A 25,130-nucleotide genomic window follows, 5' to 3' on the forward strand; every position below is an offset into this window, starting at 1 on the left:
CCAAGGGCGGGGTCGACAGACCCTGCCAGATTTTCTATTTGGAGCCTGCGCGCCAGTTCATGCCCCAGCCGTAAGCTTTGTCCATAACTGCGTGACCTCGATGGAAGTCCACACGCCGAGAGACCTTAACGGCGCCGTTCACATTTTCAAGCATCGCAATGGCACACATTGGTTCACGGCCGCCTTCTTCATTGAGACGCACCTCAATTTCAGGTTGGCCTGGGATGAAAATGGTCACAACACCATCGGTTTCTCTCCAGTTCGGAGCACCCTCGTAGATGAAGGCGAAGACCAAGATCCGGCGGATTTCACTCCACTTGGTCCCGTTGATGTGCATCCACTCACCATCAGCGACAGAGCCAGTACGGTCGTCACCCATCAACTGAATGAAAGGCTCACGTGTAAGACTACCGAACGATTTTCCGAGGGCTTGAACAACTCCCTTCTCGCCGTCCTGCAGTTCGTACAGGCAACCAACGTCCAGGTCGACGGATTGGCTTCGCTTGAAGAACCCGCCCGAGCTGCCTTTGTTCCAGTTCAAGTTCACCTTGATTTCGCCGAAACCGGCTGCAGTCTTTTCAAGACTGATAGACGATCGTGTTTTATCGAGGGTGACCTTGCTCAGACTGATCGTAGATTTAGGTGCAGCGGCCGGAGCAGGCGGTGGCGTTTGTACCACAGGAGCGGGGGCAGGTGCTGGGGCCGGCGCTGGTGCGGCGACCTCTACACCAAAGTGCTTGGCCAACGGCTCAAGGCCGCCATTGAAGCCCTGGGCCACACAGCGGAATTTCCAGTCACCATTTCGGCGATAAAATTCGCCGAGGATGAGTGCTGTTTCCTTCATGCCGCCAGTAGGGATTTGGGCTTCAATGCCACCCGTCACCACAACCGAAAGTTGTGACACGCGCTCAAAGCTCGCCTTGTTCTCGTAGATAGTGGCGGTAAGGGCCACTTTCTCAACTGCAGACTCAAGACGACTCGTATCGAGGGAGAACACTGCGCGCCCGGCCGAGGACTCGGTCAGCTGAACGGCGCCACCCAGAATTTGAGGCTGGCCATAGAAACACATGTCGCCATCGCCTCGGACTTTGGCCGAGGCGCCCAGTGCGAAGGCCGAGACGTCAATGTCGGCCCCTGGGATTGGCGAGTAATTGATATCAACGCGAAGCTGGCCGCTGGCAACCGGCGCATTACCACCAGGTACGAGATTCGCCATTAGCGCAGCGCCTGAACGGCCAGAGTGATCAGGTCGTCGGCAGTTCGACCATTCGTGGTCGTACCGATTGCCTTGAATTCCCAGTCACCATTCTCGCGGGTCAGGCTCGCCATGACGATTCCGGTGTGCCCACCTTTTTCCGATAGGTTGAAGCGTGCTAGCTCATTGTTGTTGCTGCCATTCACGATACGGCAGTAGGCCTTTTCGACCTTCTCAAATGACTGGCCGGTGAAGGAATTCACAGTAAAGATAAGGTACTTAACGGTTGAAGGCAGACGTTGCAGGTCAACATGGATCGTCTCATCATCCCCATCGCCATCGCCTGTACGGTTGTCACCGGAGTGCTGGATCGATCCGTCCAGGGACTTCAATTGGCGGAACCAGACCAGGTCGATTTTCTGAAAGTCGCTGTTGAGCAGAATGCAGGAAGCGTCGAGGTCGATCTCTGTACTGCCACCAAACATCTTGCCAAGGAAGCCTGCCGGCTTTACCGGGTCCCAACCCAAACCTAGGCTAATGCTAGTAAGCGAACTGCCGGCCGTTTTAGCCAGGGAGATGGATTGTTTTTTTTGCAGGGTGAGTGCCATGGTTACGCTCCTTGTTGGTCGTCTGTGTTCATGTGCCGGTCAGCGTTGACCGTCACTTGCAGGTTGGCGTGCGCGACATTGCTCACGCCCCATTCCCGCTGCTATCTGCCCGCAGTCGAAGTCGACACCATGCGGGATGAAAGTTTCGCCAGTATGCTTCTTGCGCCGCAGCCAACAACTCGAAATCGCCGCGGGTGTCGCCCCATGCTTTAAACCGGTAATTGCCAAGTGACCCATACACAGCGTCAAGTCTGAGCACTTTGTTCTCGCATCTACAGTTGTTGCCAGTCATACGCCCGTTCAACAGACCGTCTTCCACTTCAAGCCCGGTACCGATCACCTTGATGCCAAGGCGATCTGCAAAAGGCTGGACAATCAACGCTGGGGATGCAGAGAGCAACGACAGCACCAGCCTCTAGCTCAACTGCGACAGATTCTAAACCTGAAGGCCGCATGAGCTGTACCCAATACAACCCTCAGAATTTCACGGTTCGCTTTTGAAAGCACTTCACATCCTCGCCAGTAAGAAACGTACTGATCAGCTGTGCCTTCAACTCTTCACGTTTCAAATCCCGAGTCAGGAATCGGACGCTTGGCAGCGCAAGCCGCAAAATGCCTCGTTTAAATCCGATGCTTCCGAAAGCGAACTTCAGGAAAGGAACGAAGCTATCGCGCCGAGTCAGTGTGCCGTCGAAGTCTAAGACCGGCACCACCTGTGTTCGCTGCGTGGCTGCTTTGTCAGCTTTCAATGTCATCGCAGGGCCTCAGCCAAGCGGATAGGCGCCTCGACAGGACCTACATCCGGCTGACGAACTCCGTGCCATTCCGCTCGCTCAAGGATGTTGACCGCCCACTTGTAATGGGTCGCAGGCTCGCACATGGCATCGTTGTGCTTGAACACTGCAGGAGCAACGTCACTGACAATCATCTTCGCGCAGTTGAGGTCTTCGAGGCTTACGCGCAACGTGTCCTGGATCGTGCTGATCTGCGATGGATGAATCGCCGTCTTGCCTACCAAGCCATGGGCGATGTCGAGTTCCAGCTCCTCCATCAGCAAATGCGGTGTCGCGAGTTGCTCGAACACCGGTGCCGTGAGTGCGAAACCTTGGGATCCCATGACGCCTGCCAACATTGGGATCACGTAGCCCATAGGGGTGCTATAGAGCGTTGTTGCAGGATTCCTTCGAAGTCCAAGACTTCCCATCAGGTCGTTCCCACCGATACGTAGGGCGATAATCCGCTTATTCAGGCTCGCCTTCAGCGCCTGGCCCAACTCGACCATTGCCACAGGGTTGAACACGTCTGTAGTTTCCAGCGTCGGCATGAGGTACAACGCCGGGTTCGTAACGGCCTGCTCCCATTCCCCTAGGTTGCGCAGGGTCAATTTCGGCACTACGAACCCATCAATGTGGGCCATCAAAGGCCAATCATTAAGCACAGCAGCCATCACCGAGTCTCGGGGACGAACAAACAGCAGCGGACCATCGGACGGACGCCCACCGCGCTCGTTGATCGCGGTCAGCAGGCCATTCAGGTTTCTCAACGCCGTGTCGACGTCAATTTCCGCGATCGCATCCTCCAGACACACGACCAAAGAACGTAGTTCTGGAAGTTTTGTGCGGAAAACCACATCAAGCAGATCCGCACGTGTGGCCGGCATGTAAAGCGTTGCCCCCAGGGCGTAAGGAGAAAGGACTTTCATCAGCTCACACTCCGAATGATGGTTACCGCCCGGTAAGGGCCTAATGCAGCACCCACCTCTTCCACAGCGACCCCAGCGCCCTCAGTCAGGTGCATGAGCAGCTGAACATCACTGTCGCTACGGCTGCGCACCAAGACGTGATCAGGTACGCGACGCAGTACCGCGCGTGTTGCTTCGGCAATACCAGGCTTTACTCGATTGAGATTGGTAATGCCGAACTGGGAGGCCAGAGACTTGACTACGTGCGAAGCTGCACCCTGCAGTTCAAAACGCTGGGTATCGGCCCATGGAGAGGCTTGAGGAACCGTCCCCAGTGCCTTTCGCTTCTCCTCGATCTGCTCGATGAACTCGCGGGTTACATCGTGCTCACGCAGATGGTCATAAACCACACAACCATGCAGGCCTCCATCTGCGGGCCATATGGAGCGCGAAACCAGACCAGAAACCGTCGCACCAAGGATGCCGGAGGGCATAACCCAGTCATCAGCCGACGCGGACAACCACGCCCGGCCGCAGGGATCTGCCAGCACTACAAGCCGGGGTTCCTCAGGGAAGCGCGAGTCGCGATTGAGGCTGCGCTGAATCTCGCCAGAGATTGCGCCCTTCCCTGTCCAGCCATCGACGAAGACGATGTTCTCGGAACCATGTGCCTGAATGATGGCCTCGAGGGCGACTTTGTCGATCCCCCGATCTCGGACAATGCTGATTCCGTAGTGGTGCGCATCTCGACCCATGTCGAGCAGGGCCCGACGCAACAACACGCCGAGCGGCAAGCCAGCACGAACGAACGACACAAGCACAATAGAAAGGCCCGTGCATGCCTCGCTCAGCGCCAGCGCCAGGGACTGAACGTCCATGGCCATGCGGGTACCGTTTTGTTCGAGTGCGCGCTCGTAGAGGGCTTTGTGCACGTCAGTCGGCGCACTCTCAAGGCTGATCATTTCGGAGTAGTGCTTCTGCTTCGACTGAATCAGCCGCTCCTTCTCCAAGACATCAGTGGTCTCCATCTGAACGGCCTGCAGCAGGAACTGAACATCATCTGCTGCATAGCTGCCGCTCCCAACGGTAACCAGACCTGCAATAGCCTTAGTCATGGACTTTCCCTCCAACCAGCTTGGCTAATTGGCTACGCGCTGGGGTCGCCCACATATGGCACTCCCGCATGAAACCGAGGTCAGTGATGCTGTCCCCAAAGCCCAGCACCGGACGCTCACCATGGGCCTTACGATCACGGCGCAACAATTCTTGAACAGCCACTTCCTTCGACAGGCCCTGCGGCAAGAACGCGAGGTTGTTGGAATTGCCGTGGATGTGCATGCCGTCCAATAAACCGCGGGCCTGTACTTCAGCGAGAACCGTTTGCAGGACTTCATCATTGGATTCGTTGTGCTTGGTCACCACGTAGTGGCGTAGGCCTTCTTCCTCGACAACCCATCCGCGCAAGGAAATACCAAGCTCCTTGCCAATGGCAAGGGTTGCTTCACTGAGGCATGGCAAGCGATTCTGATAGTCAGCAAGAACATCGCTCATGCGAGCTTGCCATTCCTCGTCAAGCTTTCCATCAGCACCAAGGATCACGCCGCCATGCGAGCAGACGGCACCGTGCATAAAAGGCAGTTTCACACGACTGAATGCTTCAACGCTGCGCGCTGTAACTGGGACCACGTCGGTCGTGGACAGGAGCCACTGGGCGAGGGAGTGTTGGACCGTACTCATGTAGCCATTGGGCTGTCCCTCGATATCGAGAGTCGCAGTAATCCGCTGAGAACCTTCTGGCATTTTGCGAGCAGTCTGGAACAGGGTGTCGTCGAGATCGACCAGGGTGAGGGGGCGCTTATTGACCATCGACAATCACCTCCGCGCTCAGGGATTCTATCAGGGCGGCGGACACAGCCTGCTCAGGTGTTTCCGAGCAAATAAGGACACGATCAAATTGCCCTGGGCTGACATTGTAGAGGAAGTTGGGGATACCGAGACCGTAGTTGTCCGCGAACGACAAAGCGTGACCGATGGCATGGCCCAGTGCGATTGGTGAGCGACTGGTCGAACTGAAATGCACATCAGCACCAGCACGCTCCAAGCGCTCGGCGAGCAAAAACGGACGCCAGACAAATTCGCTGGTACCAACCACGAGTACGCGCTCACCCGCTTTGACTTTCAGATCGAGAGCCAAAGTGTCTTCTACACAGCGAATACCATGGCGCCCCCAATCGCTTTCCGTCGACAACGGCCACACTCCGGGCTCGATGCTGCCCACGGCCGGCATTTCCGGCAGCGGCGCATCAGCGTCCTCGTGGAAGGTATACGACCCCTGCAACAGCGAAACCTGATGAGCAGAGTCACCGATGGTTTTGCGCACCGCATCGCCAGACCAATCCGTCAGTACGCACGTCACCACGCGCTCTACCTGAGTCAGGCCGGCATCGACCAGCGCACGGTGAAGATTGATGAAGGTTTTGCCCGTCGAGGCTTCGTCGTCGACCAGCACTAGCGAACGGGCATTTAACATCATTTCCCGAACGTCGGCATCGATCGGCAAATGAATGAGGTGCGCACTGGCGTGACTATGTTCTTCTTCAAAACGGGCGAACAGGTCATTGCCAGTAGGGTGGCGTGTGCTGACCATGTAAACCGTGTCCGGGCGCGTCGCGCTGTATGCGCGATGCACACCAGCACCCAGGCCAACTGCTGTTTCAGCCATGCCGATAACGAGTACGGGCCCAGGCAGGTCGTCAGGAATTTGTGAAGCGAGGCTATTGAAGCTTGAATTCATGATCGAAGGCCGCACAGGTATGTGGCGACCGAGTACTTTGGACACGAAAAGAAACGCACGCTTTGGATTACGGCGCTCGGCAAAACCGAACAAGGAGTCCGGGTCGATATGTGTGGCATCGACAGTGACATCGAGACGCCCGCGCATCAGTTGTGCGCTTAGAGCTTGTTTAACTGCGTTACATTCCATGAAACAAATTCCTAGGGTAGCGTGAGGTCGATAACCTAACGTCTCTTCCGCAGCTTTAAAGTCAAAATAGGGGCTAAAAATTCTTGGCTTCGACGCGCCACATAGATGCTTGGGCCGAACGTGCTAATTCAGCAGTTGTGAACGTCCTGCTGCTGGATGCTTGAACTGCATCAATGCGGCACGCATCCAGAAAGGAGAGGAGCAAAGACGCTTTAACGGCAAAGTTCATATTTTGAGCATCAGGCATTGTAGAAGTTACCAAACCGATAACAGCGCCTGTCGAATCAAATAAGGGAGATCCGCTAGAGCCAGGTTGAATAGCCGCAGTAAATTGTAGAAGGCTAGAATCGTTATGCAGGCCAAACAACGCCGACACACCGCCCTGGGTCACGTGGACACCACCGCCGGCGAAACCCGACATAGGGAAACCCAGCGCGACTACAGATTCGCCCAAGTCGCAGCCGGAGCCGTCCTTAAAAGAGACAGATCTGAGGACAGGGGACTCCATCACCCTGAGGAGAGCGATGTCATTACGCTGATCAACGACGACCGGCTCTGCACGATAACGACCTTCAAAGGAGGAAATGAATATGTCACTCATGCCCTCGATTACATGAGCACAGGTGAGCACATGGTGCTGGGAAACGGCGAAACCAGTGCCGGTTGCGCCCGTTCGTGCGCGGTCAGCCTCCGCAGAGCTACTGCGCCCTTTTGGATGAGCGTCATTAATATCGATCCCGATGCGGCGGCCTAGAGCGGCTAAACCATAAGCCGAACCCTCAGCCAGTGCGCGAAACTTCCATTGCTGATTGCGGATGTAGAATTCGCCGATAATGATCGCCGCTTCACCGTTATCGCGAAGGTCCAACCTATATTCAATCTGTTCGTCAACAAGTAGGTGCAACGAACGAAGATCGCTTACCGGTCCTGCTGCAGAAAAAGTGTATGCGATGAGAAGTAGCCGATCGCTACCGGACGGGAGGGCTGACAAGTTCAATTTACAACCAACCTTTGCTTGGTCGCCGCTCCACTCCATCCAAGACTGTGACGTCTGAAATAGGGCAGCCTCACCAGTGGGTTGGCGTTTGTCATTTACCGGCAGTATGGCAATCGCAGCGTACTCCCCGAAAGCCGAGGAGTTCCCGCATTCCAGAGTCCATTCACTCCGTGCACTTGATACCGCAGTGTTTGCGCCTGGCGCTAGCACCATCATTCCTTGATTACTCCTTAAGTGCTAAAACCACCGCGCTGCAATGGTACCAAACTTCAGGTTTCTCAATGCCTCAGGATGTCATTTTGGCACTACAGCTGCAACGGTGACCCCTTTCACACGTACGTCTGGCCGCCAAACGGTAGCTGGCTCAGGGAGATTCAGGCGGCGCGTAGCAAATATACCCGCCAAATTGACGCCAGCCTCCCGGGTATAACCAACGCCACCAGAGTAGCGCGGGTTGATTTCCAACAAGTGGGGATGACCGTGCACATCATCCTTCGTCTGAACATTCACGATGCCGTCACATTGGAAATGCTCGGCCGCTTTGAGTGCGAGCTCGACCGCCCGACCTTCCTTCTCAAAGATCTGATGAACACCAGTCTTTCTTCTGGCTACGAACGACACCGCTCGTCCAGCCTCGCAGACCATGTCGACCGAACACTCGCTCCCAGCCATGTAAGGCATGACAAGCATCGCCGGCGGCGACCCTCCATCACAGTACGCATGCATGTAGGTTTCGAAATTCGCAACTCGCGCATCGGGATCTGCAAAACAACGGAAGGGATCGGCGCCTTCCTTGAAACGCCAAAAGCCTTGGCCATAAATGCCGACTGCGGGTTTCACGCATACCTCACCCGACGCGGCGAGGGTTTTGTATGCAGCAAACATTTCATCAGCATTCGTAGCAGTAATCGCTGGCACGCAGGCCAAACCCGCGCGCTCAGCTTCAACGGTGAATTTGCTCTTGTCGTCGACAAGATCGAAAGTTCGCATCGACATCCCGCCGGTTACCAGAACCAACCCAGCTTGCTCGAAGCGTGTTCGGGCCTGCTCAAAGACGCCACCCAGTCGACCTGCCAGGATTACTTTGATGCCATAGGTGCGTGCAGTTGAAATCACCCACGATATCCGCTCTTCATCACCACGAGGCTCGGTGAAGCTGATATCGGCACCGGCCGTGATTTCAGGACGATCGTCTCGATGCGAGGCAAATATCTTCACGTCAGGCGGCAACGCATCACGAGCGCCTTGAATAATGTCGCGCTGGCTAGACTGCCCTTCGAGAAACCAAATCATGTTTTAATCTCACTTGTAGATGTGCACTGACAGTCAAACCCTATGACGGGAACTGACAGCATCCGATGGTCAACCAAAACATAACGAGTGCTGCGGTAGCGTCAAGGCAATTCAGCGCGCTCCTTCAGGAGAGCGTCATCACAAGACAAGCTCCCATCCACAATTTGGTTTTCAGGTTTAAACTGGACCGCTTGCATGCGGTTCCTGCGCTCGTAAAGTAATTAGGGACGGTAGTGGTGAGGCAAAACTAAGCGGGGTCCGCCGAAGAAGAACAAATAGCATTGTCATTTTTGAGTCGAGTCCAGTTCAGAATGGGCACCGACCACAACATTTCCTTGGCAATTTTGCACCGATATCAAGTAAGTCGTCCACAGACATTCTATTTCAGCGTATGAAGCTGCAGGGTAACTGAAGCTCACCCCGTACCGTTCTCAAATTTTGAACCAGTAGAAGCGCAAGTGGCCCAAGCTATTGAGGCCCTCATGGTGATCAGCCAAAACGCGGACACACGATATGTTTCCGCGACTCCAAGCCGATTGCAGCTCGCGCGTACTTATTATGTACCACATGGCAGGAACGGCTGTACAACTGCACTGTTGGCGCTGATTAAAAACTGACCCGGTGGATGCGGAAGAAATCTTGGACTACTTGGAGGCAGTTCGTGTAATCACCACCGCTCAGATTAAATAGGCGGTGCGCCGAGACCGGACGTCAGTCTGGGTGCTGGGCACATTTGTTACGCCATCCGATGCACTGGTCTTGCGGTGGTGATTTGTGGAGCAATGGGGTCACTGGGCATAGAAATTTTTTCATTCGGTTGCTGACATGATTTCTCAGATTTTCCTACTAGCTAAGTCCGCCTCTTGACTGACGCCCAATACGCTCAGCCAAAATACCCAGGATGATGAATATTGTGGCAATCATGGCGCGAATATATTTTTAGCAATACGGAAGCGAATTATATCTTTGAATAAACCCACAAGTTTTCGACACTCAATTGCATGCGAATACTATTGATGGCAACATAGGATTCAGAAGAATCAGTACTTTGAATCACAACACGTCAGTGTCGTGAAGTTTCGGATACGGTCCTAACCGAGCGGCAATTCATCACAGACAACGGAGTTACATAGAACGCATTCGTTATACGCGTGTTCCACCTTCAGCGTATCAGGAGACCGGACGACTAAAGCACGAATATCTATAGAGTGCATTAACAACGCTTCTAAAATACCGATATACTGAGTTCGCATCGCCACATACATTTTATCAACCTTATTTAACTCACATTGAAGTATTGAAATCTTCTCCTGCAAATTCCTACACTTGGCATCTTTATCAAATGCCCATTTAGAGATAAGTGAAGATTGCAATACGACATCAATCTCAAATTGATATTTCCTGATTGTCTCCCTTGATACTCCTGCGTAAATGGAGAATTCTTTTTGGCTGTATGTATACTGCACAGAGCGATCGCGATAAAAAACAATTAACTCCAACAGCTTACTTCTTAGATACTCCTTGAGCCTTTCCCCCCTGTAATTCATACAACCTCCTCAATGATTACTCTTTTTAAAAATCTCTGTCAGCAGAAAGTTAGCTGACTGCTCCACGCTTTCAAAATGCTTATATTGGGGACTTGACTCACCGCCGGCGTTGACTATATGAACTCTGATCAAACTCGCATCATGAGCTATTCGCTGAATTTCAGACCTTTGCTTTTCATTTTGCGAGTCTACAATAAGCACCTCGCAGGGCTTGCCATCACCTCCCTTTGCCAAACAGGAAAGATGATTTTGACAAGGCTTGAGTGCAAGATTATGAGCGCACCCGCCATGAGGCATTGGGTTGATAACACGAATAGCAGCCGTAAGATAATCTTCGGCCGCCTTACGATCTGCTATCTTAAGATTATTGAACGTAGTCTGTATCAATCCCACCGCCTTGTCCTCCCTAACGCGCTGCATCATATCTTGAAGTATAAGTGATCTACTTAATGCCGAGGTGTGGTCGTATATTTGAGCTTGAGCATAATCCGCTCGTCCTAAAATAATATTCACCTGAGCGTCCGAAAGCCCGCCCTGCTTATATACAGTATTGAGCCAATGACGGATATCATGCCAAGTAAACTCTGCAACAGTGCCTGTTCGCGGATCAAGGATATCAAATTTTCTAAATAGTGAGCCACCCTGTGCTGACGTACCGCCCAACCAACTTATGAACATCCCGTCACTAACTTTTCTAAACTCGTTCGACCTTACGGATTTTGAATAGGTCAAAAGATTACGCGAAATAACGAACAACGAGTCCTCAGGCTCTAATAACGTTTTCGAGTTCGCACGAATTGTCGGCGAGATCGAGCAATAGAACTCCTCCTCATATTTAAAGTCGCGTTCAAACGGGTATACTTTATCTTGGAGCTGACATAATAATGCATCATCAAATACCCCTCTCACTACTTCCCGCATCCAACTTCTCGCAGAGACAGTCACCCCGCAATTTTTTTCCATACACTTCGCGGTTATCGAATGAGGGTGCATCCGCAGTTTCCTCTGCCAGTTTTCAACTTCACAGGTCACTGGAGCAAGTTCATCCCAACTTTTCTCATACAGATAAACCTTTTGTGACATCGCTATCTGGTTATTTAACAAACGGTTAAAAACGCGAGTTGTAGTGCAGAGGTACGCCGCTGCCTTCGATGGCTTCTTGAATCGCTCTAGTAATCCTATAGCGTCAACGAACTGTCCGGTTGAAAAATAATAGCTTCCTTTTGGCGTGAACAGCCTATGTTCTTTTGTCCATTCGGATGCAAATTTTTTCGAAAAGTACCTTAGCGATTGGTCCGAACTCAGTATTTTCTTCCAATCTAGGCGCGGAGCCGATCGTAGCTGTTTAACTATATGTCGCCCTTCCATTGTCGTCTTAGCGATGAAAGTCACTGCTGCTTTGACCGCAGGATACATTTCCTGAGGGAAAGGTCTATACAAAAGCGTACCACCCTTCTCAGGAAAAACTTTAAAAGCCCATCTCCCTTGAAGTTTTATCAAGCATTCCAACGGAAGGCACGCTAATTCATTAATTCTGCATCCCAATGCAATATTTATCAATAATGCATTAATGAAAAACTTGTCACGAAGCTCCAATTCCGGGTGATTAACCAATGCGACAATATCTCGAAGAACCTCCGTCGGCAGCAATTTTTTCTGCCTTCCACTTTCAGACCCATGCCTTCCATACTCAAGACGGCTCTTTGGTGCTGTATATAAAATCCTTAATCCAAGCCTCATTTGTAGCCATTTAGAGAAGGCTTGGAGATTGGATAGGCTTGATACTTTTCCTACTATTCCGCGCTCGATATAAGTATTCTCAACTGCGATAAAATCGAGAAGGTTAATCTGGGCAATCGTTTTATCACCAATCACCGAATCAAGCCTTACCAATGCCTCGATAATCGCGAAAGCTCCGCCATCAGCAATTCCCACTTGAACTCGCTTAGCTGCAATGTAAATTTTCGCCACCATCCTCAAAGCATTGTTTTTAAGGCGGCCAAAACGAAGAGTTAAAACAGTTAAATTTCCGGGCCTTTTAACCCAATCCAAAATATCCCAATCATCGCTAAAAACATTAATTTCGGGGCTCAATACTTTCGAGACGGAAGTCGTAAGCTCGTGTAGTGCGATAGGCACTTCCAACATTAATAAACTCTCGCTCATAGGAAGTTACTCACCATTTTCTATTCTCGTTACAACATCTTTAACGGATTGGTAGACCCTTTCTAGATCCTTAAGAACCTTACTACGTTCTTTGCCACCTTCAGCCTTATCCCACCTCGAAAGTTCGGTCTCCAAGTACTGCAAAGACTTTTTATGATCTGCATCGCGCCAAGCAATAAAATACCTACACCCATTATAACAACTAAAGAAAGGGTGCTGCCCGCACACTCCTTCTTTGCCGCACTCTCCCACAAGAGCGGGCGTTTTTACGACGGGAATCAGTATCGGCGAACCAGCACCCCGAGGACCAACACGTCCGTTAAAAAAGAGACCATTAAGATCTGAAAACAAACCTCCAAGCCTCTTGTTGGCTCGTTCTAGCAGCGGGCAAAACTCCGATGCCAAACAATCTATGTACCAATCTGCTGCGGTGATGGAACTATGTTCTAATACATATTGAATTTCATCTCTTGACGCCCCTTGAACAGCCATTTGTGTAGCCCCACTATGGCGTATTCGATACGGAGTTAACACCAATAGCTCTTTCGTCCTCGGGCTGACGAGGCCTATTTTTTGGCTCCAAAGTGTTAATCCACGACCAAAGTCTGGTCTTTTCCCACCCGACATACTAACTAATAAGGTTTTTCGCGATTTCTGCAAAACTCTCACATGGGGTAGTGCGGAATAATCTCGTATAGCAACCGCCAGCTCTCCGGTTATGGGCCATAGCTCTGCCTCCTGACCTCTTTGTTTCTTCGCCTTAGGAATCCTCAAAAAAAACTGCTGGTCAGATGCTGTGGGGTCGGGCATCCATAGTGCGCTGTCTAACATTTCATGTAGCTGAATGGGGCGTTTTAGCGTTTCAAACGCAATCCATGCGAATAACCGGACAGACGTGTCCCAGGTTGATTCATCGGGTGCCTTGGCCACCATAGCTCTTCTTACAACTTCTATTTCCGAACTGGTCAATGCCCCTCTGGTTTCATGCCATTGGAGTATTATATTCTTTGACTCACCTGGTTTAAACTTTATTGCATCCAGCTCTAACGCATAAACTTCATCGGCGCCGGCCAAACAGTTCTGCGCTGAATATCTATAAAACATTCGAAATTGCCCGCCTGCCTGTGACTCAGCCAATGTGATATCAAACAGATCCCCCAACGAAAGATCGGAAAAATCAGTCCACGAAGTATTCCATTTTGACTCAAGACACAATAATGCTGAACGAAAGCTAGGCAGAATACGAGGACAAACCTTTTTAAGCTTAAATTTCAAATACTCATGCGCAGCATTAATGACTATTTTAGGAAGCTTGTATTCATCCAAACATATTGAATACCGCCGCCTCTGCCACTCAGTTTCAATCCTGCAAGTTGTAATATCGATAAAGAAAGGGTTCAGTGCATCAGCCCGACATTCAACATAAAGCCTACCCTGTTCATCACGAAACTCTTCGAGATGATTTAATTCAATATTCATCTATGATTCCTTCCTTGTTCATCTGAATTAGCCTATTCCTAGTCAAATCCCTGATCGCTCGTTTGGCATAACACCGCAGTGAGTTGGGGCTGCGCCACCCACCCATGTAAACTATGTGATCAATTTCTGTGGCATTATTCTCTAGCGAGCTTGCTGCCTCATAGAGTCGATTAAAGACCGCATGCCTAACCACGTGCCAATGAAACTTATCAACACATTCCAAACGTATATCTTTTGAAATCTTGTTAGCTGAAGAGCAAGATAGGGGACGACCCATATTAGACGATCCATGCGACACAAACAGGAAGTCATGATCCAAGAATACTGTGAAGCCAAGTCTTTTTCCATTTGCCTTTACTCTATACGTGGATACATACTCTTCAATGTACCCGATAACATCTTCGTCTCCCGGACCAAAGTAAAGCAATCGTCCATAGGTTTTAACAAGAGGATTATTTGGCGTCCGTGGATCTACGTAGTTTGCTCCTCTCTCTTCTATACGAACGATTTCAAGCGAAGGATAATCACCTGTAAGATTTATATCTTCCAATCGAAGGGCGAGCGCTTCACCAATTCTAAGACCAAACCTCAGCATCAATCGCCATAAAATATAATTACGCAACTGCAGACCACGCTTTCGTGTGGCGTTGTCCAACCTAGCTTTCAATAATTTCTCGATCAATTGCAGTTCGTCATCAGTTAAATCCTGCGCGATAGCGTCAGCGTTACCGCCAGCCATGACTTCGGACCAAACCTGTTTATGGCTCTCAATAAGCTTAACGTAATTAACATTGCTGTCCACTTGATAACTTACTAACGGAGTGAAGTTCTCCACAAACCACAGCGCGAATGCACTACAGCTGTGAAGCACCTTGGTAACATATCGGCTTATTTGATCACCACCTTGGGATGGCAATATTACGGTTTCGAGCCAGCGCGCGAAGCTCCTGACATTCTTGAAATCAATACCACGCCCTTCTAGCAGCATTACCTCTATATCAACACCATTCTTTCCCGCCCATGTAAAAAGGAATGCCAAATGATAAAATATTGTTCTTATGCTGGATTTAAATCTACGACTACCTAATGAATACGACACTTCGTACACACTTGCACTCACGACAGGTATGAATGTTTTTTCAGCAACCAACATATACCTTGCTAGTTGACCACGAGCAAACTTTATAACTTTGTACTCTAGATATACCCGTTTCGTAGAGGCACTACGATTCGCTAAGTTAATCATGAGCGCTCCTCTCGCCCACGCCAGCTAAGTTCACAAGTTCAACAGCCTGATAAACGTCTACTTCCCGTAAAATAAATTTACCGAAAGAATAATCATTCGCAGCTTTTGACTTTTCTTGACAGAGGAAATTTTCACGCGATCGAAGACGTGGCTGTGAGGCGCTAAATGTTGATGCCTCACAAAAAGAAGGAATAGGGATGGAAATAGTTAGACGCATAGCTCATACCCCGACGAAAGCTCTGTCATGGGGGTACAGATGCCGGGCCGCGGATAATTCCGACGCCTACCTGCTATCCAAAAACCCGAGGTGCTGCATTGGCACTGTTTTTCAAAGTAGACCTGCCTATCGTAATAATCAACCCCTGCATCACAGCTTAGCGACGACGGCGCTGGACGTTCCTCAGACTACACGTATCTAGGCACGCGGCATTAAGGTAAATCATGGATAAAGCCGAAGCTGACCGTCATGACAAAATGCTTGAACTCGCTGAGTTGCTGGCAGAAGTGTTGCAAAAAGCCGTGCCGTCCCTGAGCGAGCAGCAGGTGGAAGAAGCCGGGATCTACATGGCTAAGAATCGCGATGTATTTGCCAAGGCGTTCAAGAGCCAACCGGATGCGTTGTCCGAGTTGCTCAACGCAGCGGCGGAATAAAGTCCGAATTGAACAGGCCCTGAATCAATGATTCAGGGCCTTTTTAATGCCTGATCATCCGTAAAGCAGGCGCTCGGCGAGTTCATCAGCCACACGTGCTGGGGAGCGTTTTTCCGCCTGGGCGTGGGCGTAGATTTCGGTCAGGCGTTTGCCGATGTTGGACAGGTGCGCGGTGATGGTCGGCAGTTCGGCCCCGCTGTGCTTGAGGGCGACGTAGATCAAGCCGCCTGAGTTGATCACGTAATCCGGGGCGTAGAGGATGCCGCGCCCTTCCAGTTGGTCGGCCACTTGCAGGTTGGTCAGTTGCGCGCTGGCGGACCCGGCCACGGCGGCGCAGCGCAGTTGCCCGACGCTGGTGCGGTTGAACACTGCCCCAAGGCCACAGGGTGCGAGGATGTCACAGGGCGTGCTGAGCAAGGCGTCGTTGGCGATGGGGTGCGCGCCCAGTTGTTCCATGGCCAGTTGCACTTTGCCGTGGTCGATGTCGCTGACCAGCAATTCAGCGCCGGCGGCGTGAAGTTGTTCAGCCAGTGCGTAACCGACGTTGCCCAGGCCCTGGATTGCCACGCGCAGGCCTTCAAGGTTGTCGCTGCCCAAGCGGGCCATGGCTGTGGTGCGAATACCGGCGAACACGCCCATGGCCGCATGGGGCGATGGATCGCCTGCGGCGGTGGTGCTGGTAACGAAGCGAGTGTGCTGGGCGATGCAATCCATGTCGGCCACCGAGGTGCCACTGTCGACAGCGGTGATGTAGCGGCCGTCGAGTTGTTCCACGCAACGCCCAAAGGCTTCAAACAGCGCCGCACGGTTTTCCACATGGGCGGGGCGCAGGATGACCGCGGTGCCGCCACCCACCGGCAACCCGGCCAGGGCGGCCTTGTAGCTCATGCCCTGGGCCAGCCGCGCAGCATCGGCCACGGCGCTTTCGTCGTCGGGGTAGGCGATATAGCGACAGCCGCCCAAGGCAGGCCCCAGGCGGCTGTTGTGAATGGCGATGACCGCCTTGAGCCCCGTAACCGGGTCGACGCTCAGGTGCAGCGATTCAAGGCGGGTGCTGTGCATGAGAGCAAACATCGTCAAGCTCCCGAATCACTTCTGGTGTCGCCAAGTATAGGCTTGCGGTAGAAAACTGCCGAAGTGCACTGGAATAAGCCGCCCGGTTTTGCAGGGCTTGCGACATAAGCGCGCGGGAAATTTCTTAAGGCACTGGACGAATATTCCCAGCAAGGCTAAAACGAGGGCATCCGCCGGAGAAAGCAATGAAGCCCCGCCAAGCCTTTTTCGCCTGCCTGCAACGTTCGCCGCCGGCGCTGTTCGAAGCGGCGTTATGGATCGCCGCCGAGCACGATCCTTTGGTGAAGCCGCTGGAGATCCTGCAGAACCTGACCTCACTGCAACAACAGATCAGCCTGAGCATGCCCATGTTGCCAGCGGATGAACTGGGTCAACCGCTGCTGCGGTGCATGAATGACCTGGGGTTCGCCCAGGATGACTTCACACCGCTGCGCCCCGCCGCCGCCCTGCTGGACAAGGTGCTACAGCGCAAACGCGGGCAGCCCTTGGCCATGGGGTTGATTGCCATGGAGTTGGCACGACGCCTGGATATTCCGATGGTTGGCGTCAATTTCCCTGGGCACTTCCTGCTGCGAGTGCCCGGTGCCGATCACCTGCTGGACCCGTGCGGCGGCCGACGCCTGTACCCCAACGATTGCCGAGAGCTGCTGCAACGCCAATATGGCCCCAACCTCACGTTGCAGGCCGACCACCTGCACACCGCCGATCCGCGTTCGATCCTGCAAAGGCTTTCGCGCAACCTGCGCCAATTGCATCTCTCCAACGACAACCCGCTGGCCGCCCTGGTAGACGCCGAGCGCGTGCTGGAACTGGGCAGCGCCAACGCTGCCGACTACCTTGCGAGGGCCAGTCTGTATCAACGCCTGGACTGCCCCAACGCCGAGCGCTTTGACTTGGAACACGCCCTGATGCTCAGCGAAGACCCGATCCAACGCCTGCGCCTGACCGAGCGCCTGGGGCACCTGCCGCCCAACTCAGTGGTGCATTGAATAGCGTGACCATCGGGAGAATCCTCAGTGATTCGCCGGCGCTTTCAGAATATCGCCAGGCAGGGGGCTTACAGGCGCATCGCGCCCTGGCGAACGCACCTGAATAATCAACAATGCCGCCATCACAGCCGGAATCGCGCAAAAGAAGAAAATCTGCTGCACCGGAATATGCATCGCCAGCAACATGCTGCCAAACAGCGGCCCCAGGATCGAGCCGAAACGCCCCACGCCCAACGCCCAGCCCGTACCGGTGGCGCGCACGTGTGCGGGGTAGAAATTGCTAGCGAAGGCATTGAGGGTCAGTTGCCCACCGATGATGCAGAACCCGGCCGCAAACACGCAGGCCACCAGGTAGCGCGGGTTGTCGTGGTTCAGCCCCAGCAGAATGGTACACACCGCCGCTGCCGCCAATACGCCAGACAGCAGGCGCACCTTGCTTTTGAGCCGGTCGGCAAACCAGGCCATGCCGATAGCGCCCAAGGTGCCGGCGAACAGAAACATCGACGTCACCAGATTGGCTTCCTTCAACGCCAGGCCGCTCTCCAACAGCAGCGACGGTAACCAACTGATCATGAAATACAGCAGGATCAGGCTGACAAAAAAGGTCGACCAAATCAGCACGGTCGGACGCGCATAGCCGTTGCGAAACAGCTCCACCACCGTCAGTTTGCTTCCCTGTTCTTGCAGGTTTTCTGCCGCGCTCGCCAGCGGCGGCTGCCAGTCGGGCAGCATACGCCCGGTCACTTTGCGCAATCGCACGTACGGTGGAGCATCCCGCAGCAAGCGCGGCAAGGACTCAGGCAACAGCCACACCAGAAACGGAAACAGCAGCAACGGTGTGACGCCACCGGCCAGGAACACCGCCTGCCAGCCGAAGTTGTCGATAAACCCCGCCGCCACGAACCCACCGGCCGCACCGCCGAACGAGAAACCGCACGCCGCCAAGGTCACCATCAAGGTGCGCAGGCGCGGCGGGGAATACTCCGACATCAACGCCATGGCGCTGGGCATCGCACCGCCCATGCCGATACCGCAGATAAACCGCGCAGCCATGAGGGAGGTCAGTGAGTTGGCGAACACCATCAGCAGGGTCAGGCAGGCATAGATCAACACGCAGCCCAGCAGGATGCGCCGCACGCCAAATCGGTCAGCCAGAGGCGTTACCAGCAGCGAGCCCAATGTGAGCCCCAACAGGTTGGCGCTGAACACGGGGCCGAACGCGGCTTTTTCCAATCCCCAATCCGACGCCAGGGCCGGCACCACGTAACCTAGCACCTGGGCATCGTAGCCATCGGTGACCAGTAGCAGAGCCAGCAACAGGAGGATCAACCACTGATAGCGCGACACCGGACGGGCGTCGAGTGCCGCGCGAAAGCTGGCAATCTGATTGTGCATCGCAAGGTACCTGTTTATTTTTATTTGAAGTGACACAAATCCAATGTGGAAGGGGGCTTGCTCCCTCTCACATTGGGTTCTGTGCAAACCTGAACATCACGGGGTATCAGGTTGATTCGCGGGATGGGCCTGAATAAACGCCGGATGCTGCGCCGCCAACCCGGCCACCCGCCCAATGCGCGGATAAGCCGCCAACGGCACCTTGAAGCGCTCCGCCGCATAGAGCTGGGGAATCAGAAACGCATCCGCCATCCCAGGCTGTTCGCCAAAGCAAAACCCGGTATCGCCAATCAACTGTTCCACCGCGCCCAGCCCCTGGCTGATCCAGTGGCCGATCCACTCCAACACCTTGGCCTCATCGTGCCCCCATTGGCGCAGTAGGTTCTGGGTGCTGGAGTTGTGCAGCGGGTGGATATCACAGCCGATGATCGACGCCACCGCGCGCTCGTGTGCGCGGGTGGCCAGGTCTTTGGAGAGCAGCGGCGCCTGTGGATAACGTTCGTCCAGGTACTCGATGATCGCCGGCGACTGAATCAACAGCTCGCCGTCATCGGTGCGCAAGGCCGGCACACGGCCTTGCGGGTTGATAGCCAGGTACTCCGGCTGACGATTGGCACCGCCTGCCGGGGCCAACAGGTTCACCGGTATCGCCGTGAAATCCAGGCCCTTGAGGGCCAAAGCGATACGCACCCGGTACGACGAAGTGGAACGATAGTAGGTATAGAGTTCCATCACCCTGCCCTCTTAACGTGCGGCGACCACAGTGCCACGGCATTCGCCGAAGCCGATGGAGGCGAACCCTTCGCGGGTGCAACGGGCACGCAGGATGACTTCATCACCATCCTCCAGGAACCTGCGCACTTCGCCCGACGGCAATTCGATGACCTTCTTGCCGCCTTCGGTCATCTCCAGGAGGCTGCCGAACTGCCCGGCCTCAGGGCCGGACAAAGTGCCGGAACCGAACAGATCACCCGCCTGCAACTGACAGCCGTTGACGCTGTGGTGTGCCACCAACTGCGCGACGGTCCAGTACATATGCAGGCTGTTGCTCAGGGCCAGGCGATGGGCCGGCAATTTCTGTTCGCGCATGGCAGCGGTGGTCAGCAGCACTTCCAGTTCGATATCCAGCGCACCGGCGGCCTGATCACGTTTATCCAGCAAGTACGGCAGTGGTTGAGGGTCGCCCTCGGGACGAGCGGGTTGCGCCTTGCGGAACGGCTCCAGCGCTTCGGCCGTGACGACCCAGGGCGAAATCGTGGTGATGAAGCTTTTCGACAGGAACGGCCCCAGCGGCTGGTATTCCCAGGCCTGAATGTCCCGCGCGGACCAGTCGTTGAGCAGGCAGAAGCCGGCGATGTGCTCGGCGGCATCGCCGATGGCAATCGAGTCGCCCATGGCGTTGCCCTGGCCGATCCAGATGCCCAGCTCCAGCTCGTAGTCCAACCGTGCACAAGGGCCGAAGGTCGGCTCGGTCTGGCCAGCGGGCAGGGTCTGGCCCTTGGGACGGCGCACATCGGCGCCGGAAGCGCGAATGGTCGAAGCGCGGCCGTGATAACCGATCGGCACGTACTTGTAGTTGGGCAGCAAAGGGTTGTCGGGGCGGAACAGCTTGCCGACGTTCTGCGCGTGCTCGATGCCTACATAAAAGTCGGTGTAGTCGTTGATCCGGGCCGGCACATGCATCTGGCAATCGGCGGCACGGTGCAGCACCTGCGCCTCACGCGCTTGCAGCGGGCTGCCTTCACCGAGCAACTCCAACAGGCGTTCCCGCAGGGCAACACGCGGGCCACGGCCCAGTTCGAAAAACGCGTTCAACTGCCCGCCCGCTGTCGCTTCAACCGCTCGGCGTGCTTCACCTTCAAATGCATCCAAAGCGGCCTGCAGGTCGAAAATATAGTTGCCAATCGCCACGCCACTGCGGGGGGCCGAACCGTTGATGCTGAACACGCCCAGTGGCAGGTTCTGCAGTGGAAAGTCGCGGTGACCGTTGGCGCAGGCCACCCAGCTGCGGGTAGAAGTGGGCTGAGTCATGGGTTATCTCCGGTTCGGGTTGAAGGTGTTGGGCAGCGAGGCCCAGCACGCGTCGTAAGCAGGTTGTAGTTGCGGGCAGTCCAGGGCGAACTGAGTGGGACGCAGCACTTGGCTGGTCTCGAACATGAAGGCCATGGTGTTATCGATCTTGTGCGGCGCCAACTCGACGTTGATGGCCTTGGTGCAGGTCTCGCCGTCCGGACCGTGAGCGCTCATGCAACTGTGCAGTGACGCCCCGCCCGGCAGGAAGCCTTCGGCCTTGGCGTCGTAGGCGCCCTGGATCAGGCCCATGTATTCGTTCATCAGGTTGCGGTGGAACCACGGCGGACGGAAGGTGTTTTCGGCCACCATCCAGCGTGGCGGGAAGATCACGAAGTCGAGGTTGGCCAGGCCGTGCACGCTGGTAGGCGAGGTCAACACGGTAAAGATCGACGGGTCCGGGTGATCGAAACTCACGGTGCCGATGGTATTAAAGCGGCGCAGGTCGTATTTGTACGGCACGTTGTTGCCGTGCCAGGCGACCACGTTCAGCGGTGAATGGTTGAGTTCACAGGCCCAGAGTTCACCGAGGAATTTCTGAACCAGGGTTGTAGGCTGCTTCAGGTCTTCGTAGTGGGCAACCGGAGTGAGGAAGTCGCGTGGGTTGGCCAGACCGTTGCTGCCAATTGGGCCAAGGTCCGGCAGACGCAGCGGCGCGCCGTGGTTTTCCGCCACATAACCGCGTGCGTGCGCATCCAGCAGTTCGACGCGGAATTTAAGACCGCGCGGCAACACCACGATTTCCAGCGGCTCAACATCCAGCACACCGAGTTCGGTGGCGACACGCAAGCGGCCCTGCTCGGGGACGATCAACAGTTCGCCATCAGCATTGAAGAACACGCGTTCCATCGAGCGATTGGCACGGTAGGTGTAGATGCTGATGCCTGAAGGCTTTTCTGACCCGGAGTTAGCCACCATCCCAACAAGGCCGTCGATGAAGTCCGTCGACTCACTCGGAATATCCAGCGGGTTCCAGCGCAGACGATTGGGCGTGACCGCGCCCAATGGGCCACCGGCCAGTTGCCGTTCCAATTTGACGAACGCCGGGTGATTGGCCGACGGCTGGATGCGGTACAGCCAAGTGCGGCGGGCTTCGCTGCGCACCATGGTGAAGGCAGTGCCGGAGAACAGTTCGGTATACAGCCCGTAGGGCGCTTTTTGCGGGGCGTTCTGGCCGACCGGCAATGCGCCGGGAAGTGCTTCGCTGGCGAATTCATTGCCGAAGCCCGAAAGGTATTCGAGGTTCATGGAGCATCCTCTGTACGGAAGTTGTTTTTATCGTAATCGAGTTACGCATAACGTAATTTGATCACTATCGACCGTCAAGCTATAAAGACGCCCATTCATCTCTCGGATCCTCGCCCTTCCATGGAAAAGCCTCGCGACACCGGTAAACAAAAAGTCCGCTCGGCCGAAGTGGGCACCGATATCCTCAAGGCCCTGGCCGAGTTGTCGCCCGCCACGTCGCTGTCGCGCCTGGCCGAACATGTGCAAATGCCGGCAAGCAAAGTTCACCGCTACCTGCAGGCGTTGATCGCGTCGGGTTTTGCCGAACAGAACACCGCCACTAACCACTATGGCCTGGGCCGCGAAGCGCTGCGGGTGGGCTTGGCGGCGCTGGGCAGCATGGACGTGCTGAAAGTCGGCGCGATGCCCCTGGCCGAGTTGCGCGACGACTTGAATGAAACCTGCTTTTTAGCGGTGTGGGGCAACCAGGGCGCGACCGTGGTGCACATCGAACCGGCGGTGCGTGCGGTTACGGTGGTGACGCAGTTGGGCTCGGTATTGCCGCTGCTCAGTTCGTCCACCGGACTGGTGTTCAGCGCGTTCCTGCCAACGCGGGAAACCGTGGAATTGCGCGAGCGTGAGATCCAGGCCGGTATCGCCCATGCCCTGGCGGACGACCAAACCTACGCCACCACCTGCGAGCAGATCCGCAGCCGTGGCCTGCACTTTGTGCATGGCCTGCTGATGCCGGGGGTGGACGCGCTGTCAGCGCCGGTGTTCAACGCGGTCGGGAACGTGGCGGCGGTGATGACCGTGGTCGGCCCCACCTCGCTGTTCCACGCCGACGAAAATGGCCCGGCGGCGCAGCGTCTGCTGGCGGCGACCCAGGCCGTGAGTTGGCGGATGGGCTATCAACCCTGAGCTAGTCGTGCCATTGGGTCAGGGCCTGCACGACACGGTTCTCCAACGCGCGAATGGGCGCGGCGTCACTCACGTAGTTATTGCTGATCATCGAGAACACTAGGCGCCGCCCCTCGGCATCGGTGATATAGCCGCTCAACGATGACACGCCGGCCATGGAGCCGGTCTTGGCGTGCAGGTTGTTTTCAGCTGCGGTGCCGCGCAAGCGATAGCGCAGGCTGCCGCCGGTCATACGGTCGGCGTTGCCGGCAATCGGCAAGGCGTTGTACCAGGCCTCGAACCACGGTTGTTTCGCGGTCGCGAGCAGCAGGTCCGTGAGGTTCTGCGACGACACCAGGTTACGCCGCGACAAGCCCGAGCCGTCCACCTGGACCAGCGTCGACGGGTGCATTCCCTGGCGTTTCATAAACGCCGCTACCGCTGCCACACCCGCCTGCGCTGTGCCCGCGTTGGCGGTCTTGCGCCCCATGGCTTTGAGCAACGCCTCGGACATGTTGTTGTTCGAGAGTTTGAGTAGTGGCGTGATCAGTGCCTGCAACGGTGCCGACTGATGCTCCGCCAGCACCCTGGCCGTCGCCGGGCTTGCACCGCCAATCACCCTGCGCCCCATCACCTGGATGCCCTGCTGCGCCAATGCCTGCTCGAACAGATTGGCTACCAGTTGCGTCGGCTCCCACACACTGACCCACTGCCGGCTTTGTTTGCCCGGCGCCAGCGCGCCAGTGAGTTGCAGCACGTTGGTGCCGTGCTGACGAGTGATGCCATAGCTGTTGCCGGGGCCGCTGATGGCGCGGTTACTGAGTTGTACGTAATCAGTAGGCGGGCTTATAGAAACATTCACCGGCTGGCCGGAAATGACCGACGCCTTGGCCGTGACGATCAAGGTGCCCGCGTCAAAATCCGTATTGGGCGATACCGTCAGCGCGGAAATCTGCGCACCGTAGTAGGTGCTTTCGTCATCCTGGGCCCAATCAACGCCCAAGCGCTCGGCGTCGAACCAGGTGTCGTCGAACACCAAGTCACCCTGCACCTGGCGCACGCCCTGGCTCGCCAGTTGGGCGGCCAATGCCTGGTAGTCGGAAAACTGTGTGGTCGGGTCGCCAAGGCCACGCAGGTAGAGGTTACCGGTCAGGCGCTCGCCTTGTTGCGGGCCGTCGCTCAACAGTTGCGTGGAGAACCGATACTGGGGCCCCAGCACATCCATTGCCGCCGCCGTGGTCAGCAATTTGAGGTTGGACGCGGGAACCAGGCGTGTGCGCGGGTTGTGCTGATACAGGGTGCTGCCACTGCGGGCGTCGCGCACCATGACGGAAACCGTGGCGCCGTTGAGGACAGGATCGGCCAGCAGGTGATCCAGTGTTGAAGGCGTGGACGGCGGCGAAACACTCGCACAGCCGCCCAGTAAAACGCTCAGGCACAGCAGGTGTAGCCATCTTCCAAAGTGCATCAGTACCGTGTTCCGCAAAGCCATTAATGGCCGCAACGCTAACAGCTCCGTACCTTTGTGGCGAGCGGGCTTGCCCCGCGCTGGGTGGCAAAGCCGCCCTTACTGATGCCGCCGCGTTCTTTCAGGAACACCGCAGAGTCTGTTTTGGGACTGCTTCGCAG

General features: G+C 55.1%; 21 protein-coding genes and 2 pseudogenes. 4 read left to right on the forward strand and 19 right to left on the reverse strand.

Going from position 1 to position 25,130, the window contains the following annotated elements:
- Positions 1 to 34: 34 nt before the first annotated feature.
- The 9 genes and pseudogenes from G9Q84_RS01680 to G9Q84_RS01720 all read right to left on the reverse strand — a co-directional run bounded on the left by G9Q84_RS01680 (position 35) and on the right by G9Q84_RS01720 (position 8,757).
- Positions 35 to 1,216 carry a TerD family protein gene (locus G9Q84_RS01680; protein WP_181642802.1) on the reverse strand — a complete coding sequence of 394 codons (1,182 nt, stop codon included), beginning with the start codon at positions 1,214 to 1,216 and terminating at the stop codon, positions 35 to 37.
- Complete coding sequence (locus G9Q84_RS01685; protein WP_046071042.1) at positions 1,216 to 1,803, reverse strand: TerD family protein; 588 nt, start codon at positions 1,801 to 1,803, stop codon at positions 1,216 to 1,218. The genes G9Q84_RS01680 and G9Q84_RS01685 overlap by 1 nt, the downstream gene beginning before the upstream one ends.
- Positions 1,804 to 1,885: 82 nt before the next feature.
- Positions 1,886 to 2,558, reverse strand: a pseudogene (locus tag G9Q84_RS01690) (HAD-IB family phosphatase).
- On the reverse strand, positions 2,555 to 3,505 hold the full coding sequence (locus tag G9Q84_RS01695; protein ID WP_169865920.1) for an HpcH/HpaI aldolase/citrate lyase family protein: 951 nt from the start codon (positions 3,503 to 3,505) through the stop codon (positions 2,555 to 2,557). Before G9Q84_RS01695 ends, G9Q84_RS01690 begins: the two are co-directional and overlap by 4 nt.
- Positions 3,505 to 4,599, reverse strand: a complete 1,095-nt coding sequence (locus G9Q84_RS01700; protein ID WP_181642803.1) for a cysteine protease StiP family protein — start codon at positions 4,597 to 4,599, stop codon at positions 3,505 to 3,507. The genes G9Q84_RS01695 and G9Q84_RS01700 overlap by 1 nt, the downstream gene beginning before the upstream one ends.
- Positions 4,592 to 5,350 carry an HAD family hydrolase gene (locus G9Q84_RS01705; protein WP_181642804.1) on the reverse strand — a complete coding sequence of 253 codons (759 nt, stop codon included), beginning with the start codon at positions 5,348 to 5,350 and terminating at the stop codon, positions 4,592 to 4,594. Before G9Q84_RS01705 ends, G9Q84_RS01700 begins: the two co-directional genes overlap by 8 nt.
- Positions 5,340 to 6,467, reverse strand: coding sequence for a phosphoribosyltransferase domain-containing protein (locus G9Q84_RS01710; RefSeq protein ID WP_170058553.1), 1,128 nt, complete (start codon positions 6,465 to 6,467; stop codon positions 5,340 to 5,342). Before G9Q84_RS01710 ends, G9Q84_RS01705 begins: the two co-directional genes overlap by 11 nt.
- A 73-nt stretch (positions 6,468 to 6,540) precedes the next feature.
- Complete coding sequence (locus tag G9Q84_RS01715) at positions 6,541 to 7,680, reverse strand: trypsin-like peptidase domain-containing protein (RefSeq protein WP_181642805.1); 1,140 nt, start codon at positions 7,678 to 7,680, stop codon at positions 6,541 to 6,543.
- A 78-nt stretch (positions 7,681 to 7,758) separates the two neighbouring features.
- Positions 7,759 to 8,757, reverse strand: a complete 999-nt coding sequence (locus G9Q84_RS01720; RefSeq protein ID WP_046071036.1) for an ATP-grasp domain-containing protein — start codon at positions 8,755 to 8,757, stop codon at positions 7,759 to 7,761.
- 449 nt (positions 8,758 to 9,206) lie between these two features.
- On the opposite strand from G9Q84_RS01720, the pseudogene G9Q84_RS29105 reads away from it, so the two are divergent.
- Positions 9,207 to 9,351: pseudogene (locus G9Q84_RS29105) on the forward strand (transcriptional regulator); the annotation flags it as partial.
- Between the two features lie 497 nt (positions 9,352 to 9,848).
- Here G9Q84_RS29105 and G9Q84_RS01725 read toward each other — a convergent pair.
- Genes G9Q84_RS01725 through G9Q84_RS01740 form a run of 4 tightly spaced genes read right to left on the reverse strand, consistent with a single transcriptional unit; the run spans position 9,849 to position 15,195 of the window.
- Positions 9,849 to 10,304 (reverse strand): hypothetical protein, encoded by a 456-nt coding sequence (locus G9Q84_RS01725; RefSeq protein WP_170058555.1) that lies wholly within the window; start codon positions 10,302 to 10,304, stop codon positions 9,849 to 9,851.
- A 9-nt stretch (positions 10,305 to 10,313) separates the two neighbouring features.
- Entirely contained in the window at positions 10,314 to 12,470 is a 2,157-nt protein-coding gene (locus G9Q84_RS01730) for a hypothetical protein (RefSeq protein WP_170058556.1), read from the reverse strand.
- Between the two features lie 6 nt (positions 12,471 to 12,476).
- Entirely contained in the window at positions 12,477 to 13,949 is a 1,473-nt protein-coding gene (locus G9Q84_RS01735; protein WP_181642806.1) for a site-specific integrase, read from the reverse strand.
- Positions 13,939 to 15,195, reverse strand: a complete 1,257-nt coding sequence (locus G9Q84_RS01740; protein ID WP_181642807.1) for a site-specific integrase — start codon at positions 15,193 to 15,195, stop codon at positions 13,939 to 13,941. Before G9Q84_RS01740 ends, G9Q84_RS01735 begins: the two co-directional genes overlap by 11 nt.
- A 441-nt stretch (positions 15,196 to 15,636) precedes the next feature.
- On the opposite strand from G9Q84_RS01740, the gene G9Q84_RS01745 reads away from it, so the two are divergent.
- Positions 15,637 to 15,846: a YebG family protein gene (locus tag G9Q84_RS01745; RefSeq protein WP_015371240.1), complete on the forward strand. Its 210-nt coding sequence runs from the start codon at positions 15,637 to 15,639 to the stop codon at positions 15,844 to 15,846.
- Positions 15,847 to 15,900: 54 nt separating this feature from the next.
- On the opposite strand, the gene G9Q84_RS01750 is transcribed toward G9Q84_RS01745, so the two are convergent.
- Entirely contained in the window at positions 15,901 to 16,920 is a 1,020-nt protein-coding gene (locus G9Q84_RS01750; protein WP_032886406.1) for a Glu/Leu/Phe/Val dehydrogenase family protein, read from the reverse strand.
- 185 nt (positions 16,921 to 17,105) lie between these two features.
- Between G9Q84_RS01750 and G9Q84_RS01755 the strand changes: the two genes are divergently transcribed.
- The gene (locus G9Q84_RS01755) at positions 17,106 to 17,909 is read left to right on the forward strand and encodes a SirB1 family protein (RefSeq protein WP_032886404.1); all 804 of its coding nucleotides are present in this window, start codon (positions 17,106 to 17,108) and stop codon (positions 17,907 to 17,909) included.
- 24 nt (positions 17,910 to 17,933) lie between these two features.
- Here the strand turns inward: G9Q84_RS01755 and G9Q84_RS01760 are convergent, their stop codons facing one another.
- From G9Q84_RS01760 to hmgA, 4 genes are all read right to left on the reverse strand, one after another.
- Complete coding sequence (locus G9Q84_RS01760) at positions 17,934 to 19,304, reverse strand: MFS transporter (protein WP_032886402.1); 1,371 nt, start codon at positions 19,302 to 19,304, stop codon at positions 17,934 to 17,936.
- Positions 19,305 to 19,400: 96 nt separating this feature from the next.
- Positions 19,401 to 20,036: a maleylacetoacetate isomerase gene (gene maiA / locus G9Q84_RS01765; protein WP_095183901.1), complete on the reverse strand. Its 636-nt coding sequence runs from the start codon at positions 20,034 to 20,036 to the stop codon at positions 19,401 to 19,403.
- A gap of 12 nt (positions 20,037 to 20,048) precedes the next feature.
- On the reverse strand, positions 20,049 to 21,335 hold the full coding sequence (fahA, locus tag G9Q84_RS01770; RefSeq protein WP_181642808.1) for a fumarylacetoacetase: 1,287 nt from the start codon (positions 21,333 to 21,335) through the stop codon (positions 20,049 to 20,051).
- A 3-nt stretch (positions 21,336 to 21,338) separates the two neighbouring features.
- Positions 21,339 to 22,622, reverse strand: a complete 1,284-nt coding sequence (gene hmgA, locus G9Q84_RS01775) for a homogentisate 1,2-dioxygenase (protein WP_099601173.1) — start codon at positions 22,620 to 22,622, stop codon at positions 21,339 to 21,341.
- 120 nt (positions 22,623 to 22,742) lie between these two features.
- Between hmgA and G9Q84_RS01780 the strand changes: the two genes are divergently transcribed.
- Positions 22,743 to 23,522: an IclR family transcriptional regulator gene (locus G9Q84_RS01780; RefSeq protein WP_181642809.1), complete on the forward strand. Its 780-nt coding sequence runs from the start codon at positions 22,743 to 22,745 to the stop codon at positions 23,520 to 23,522.
- Position 23,523: 1 nt separating this feature from the next.
- Here the strand turns inward: G9Q84_RS01780 and dacB are convergent, their stop codons facing one another.
- Positions 23,524 to 24,969 carry a D-alanyl-D-alanine carboxypeptidase/D-alanyl-D-alanine endopeptidase gene (gene dacB / locus G9Q84_RS01785; RefSeq protein ID WP_122680437.1) on the reverse strand — a complete coding sequence of 482 codons (1,446 nt, stop codon included), beginning with the start codon at positions 24,967 to 24,969 and terminating at the stop codon, positions 23,524 to 23,526.
- Positions 24,970 to 25,130: the final 161 nt, after the last annotated feature.

It is taken from the genome of Pseudomonas sivasensis (assembly GCF_013778505.1).
GTDB lineage: Bacteria > Pseudomonadota > Gammaproteobacteria > Pseudomonadales > Pseudomonadaceae > Aquipseudomonas > Aquipseudomonas sivasensis.

What these genes read in the sequence shown, in the direction of transcription:
- hmgA (WP_099601173.1), bottom strand. Translation starts at nt 22,622, where the DNA reads ATGAACCTCGAATACCTTTCGGGCTTCGGCAATGAATTCGCCAGCGAA.
- G9Q84_RS01715 (WP_181642805.1), bottom strand. Translation starts at nt 7,680, where the DNA reads ATGATGGTGCTAGCGCCAGGCGCAAACACTGCGGTATCAAGTGCACGG.
- G9Q84_RS01745 (WP_015371240.1), top strand. Translation starts at nt 15,637, where the DNA reads ATGGATAAAGCCGAAGCTGACCGTCATGACAAAATGCTTGAACTCGCT.
- dacB (WP_122680437.1), bottom strand. Translation starts at nt 24,969, where the DNA reads ATGCACTTTGGAAGATGGCTACACCTGCTGTGCCTGAGCGTTTTACTG.
- fahA (WP_181642808.1), bottom strand. Translation starts at nt 21,335, where the DNA reads ATGACTCAGCCCACTTCTACCCGCAGCTGGGTGGCCTGCGCCAACGGT.
- G9Q84_RS01685 (WP_046071042.1), bottom strand. Translation starts at nt 1,803, where the DNA reads ATGGCACTCACCCTGCAAAAAAAACAATCCATCTCCCTGGCTAAAACG.
- G9Q84_RS01755 (WP_032886404.1), top strand. Translation starts at nt 17,106, where the DNA reads ATGAAGCCCCGCCAAGCCTTTTTCGCCTGCCTGCAACGTTCGCCGCCG.
- G9Q84_RS01750 (WP_032886406.1), bottom strand. Translation starts at nt 16,920, where the DNA reads ATGTTTGCTCTCATGCACAGCACCCGCCTTGAATCGCTGCACCTGAGC.
- G9Q84_RS01760 (WP_032886402.1), bottom strand. Translation starts at nt 19,304, where the DNA reads ATGCACAATCAGATTGCCAGCTTTCGCGCGGCACTCGACGCCCGTCCG.
- G9Q84_RS01680 (WP_181642802.1), bottom strand. Translation starts at nt 1,216, where the DNA reads ATGGCGAATCTCGTACCTGGTGGTAATGCGCCGGTTGCCAGCGGCCAG.
- G9Q84_RS01700 (WP_181642803.1), bottom strand. Translation starts at nt 4,599, where the DNA reads ATGACTAAGGCTATTGCAGGTCTGGTTACCGTTGGGAGCGGCAGCTAT.
- G9Q84_RS01695 (WP_169865920.1), bottom strand. Translation starts at nt 3,505, where the DNA reads ATGAAAGTCCTTTCTCCTTACGCCCTGGGGGCAACGCTTTACATGCCG.
- G9Q84_RS01710 (WP_170058553.1), bottom strand. Translation starts at nt 6,467, where the DNA reads ATGGAATGTAACGCAGTTAAACAAGCTCTAAGCGCACAACTGATGCGC.
- G9Q84_RS01735 (WP_181642806.1), bottom strand. Translation starts at nt 13,949, where the DNA reads ATGAATATTGAATTAAATCATCTCGAAGAGTTTCGTGATGAACAGGGT.
- G9Q84_RS01730 (WP_170058556.1), bottom strand. Translation starts at nt 12,470, where the DNA reads ATGAGCGAGAGTTTATTAATGTTGGAAGTGCCTATCGCACTACACGAG.
- G9Q84_RS01740 (WP_181642807.1), bottom strand. Translation starts at nt 15,195, where the DNA reads ATGATTAACTTAGCGAATCGTAGTGCCTCTACGAAACGGGTATATCTA.
- G9Q84_RS01725 (WP_170058555.1), bottom strand. Translation starts at nt 10,304, where the DNA reads ATGAATTACAGGGGGGAAAGGCTCAAGGAGTATCTAAGAAGTAAGCTG.
- G9Q84_RS01720 (WP_046071036.1), bottom strand. Translation starts at nt 8,757, where the DNA reads ATGATTTGGTTTCTCGAAGGGCAGTCTAGCCAGCGCGACATTATTCAA.
- maiA (WP_095183901.1), bottom strand. Translation starts at nt 20,036, where the DNA reads ATGGAACTCTATACCTACTATCGTTCCACTTCGTCGTACCGGGTGCGT.
- G9Q84_RS01780 (WP_181642809.1), top strand. Translation starts at nt 22,743, where the DNA reads ATGGAAAAGCCTCGCGACACCGGTAAACAAAAAGTCCGCTCGGCCGAA.
- G9Q84_RS01705 (WP_181642804.1), bottom strand. Translation starts at nt 5,350, where the DNA reads ATGGTCAATAAGCGCCCCCTCACCCTGGTCGATCTCGACGACACCCTG.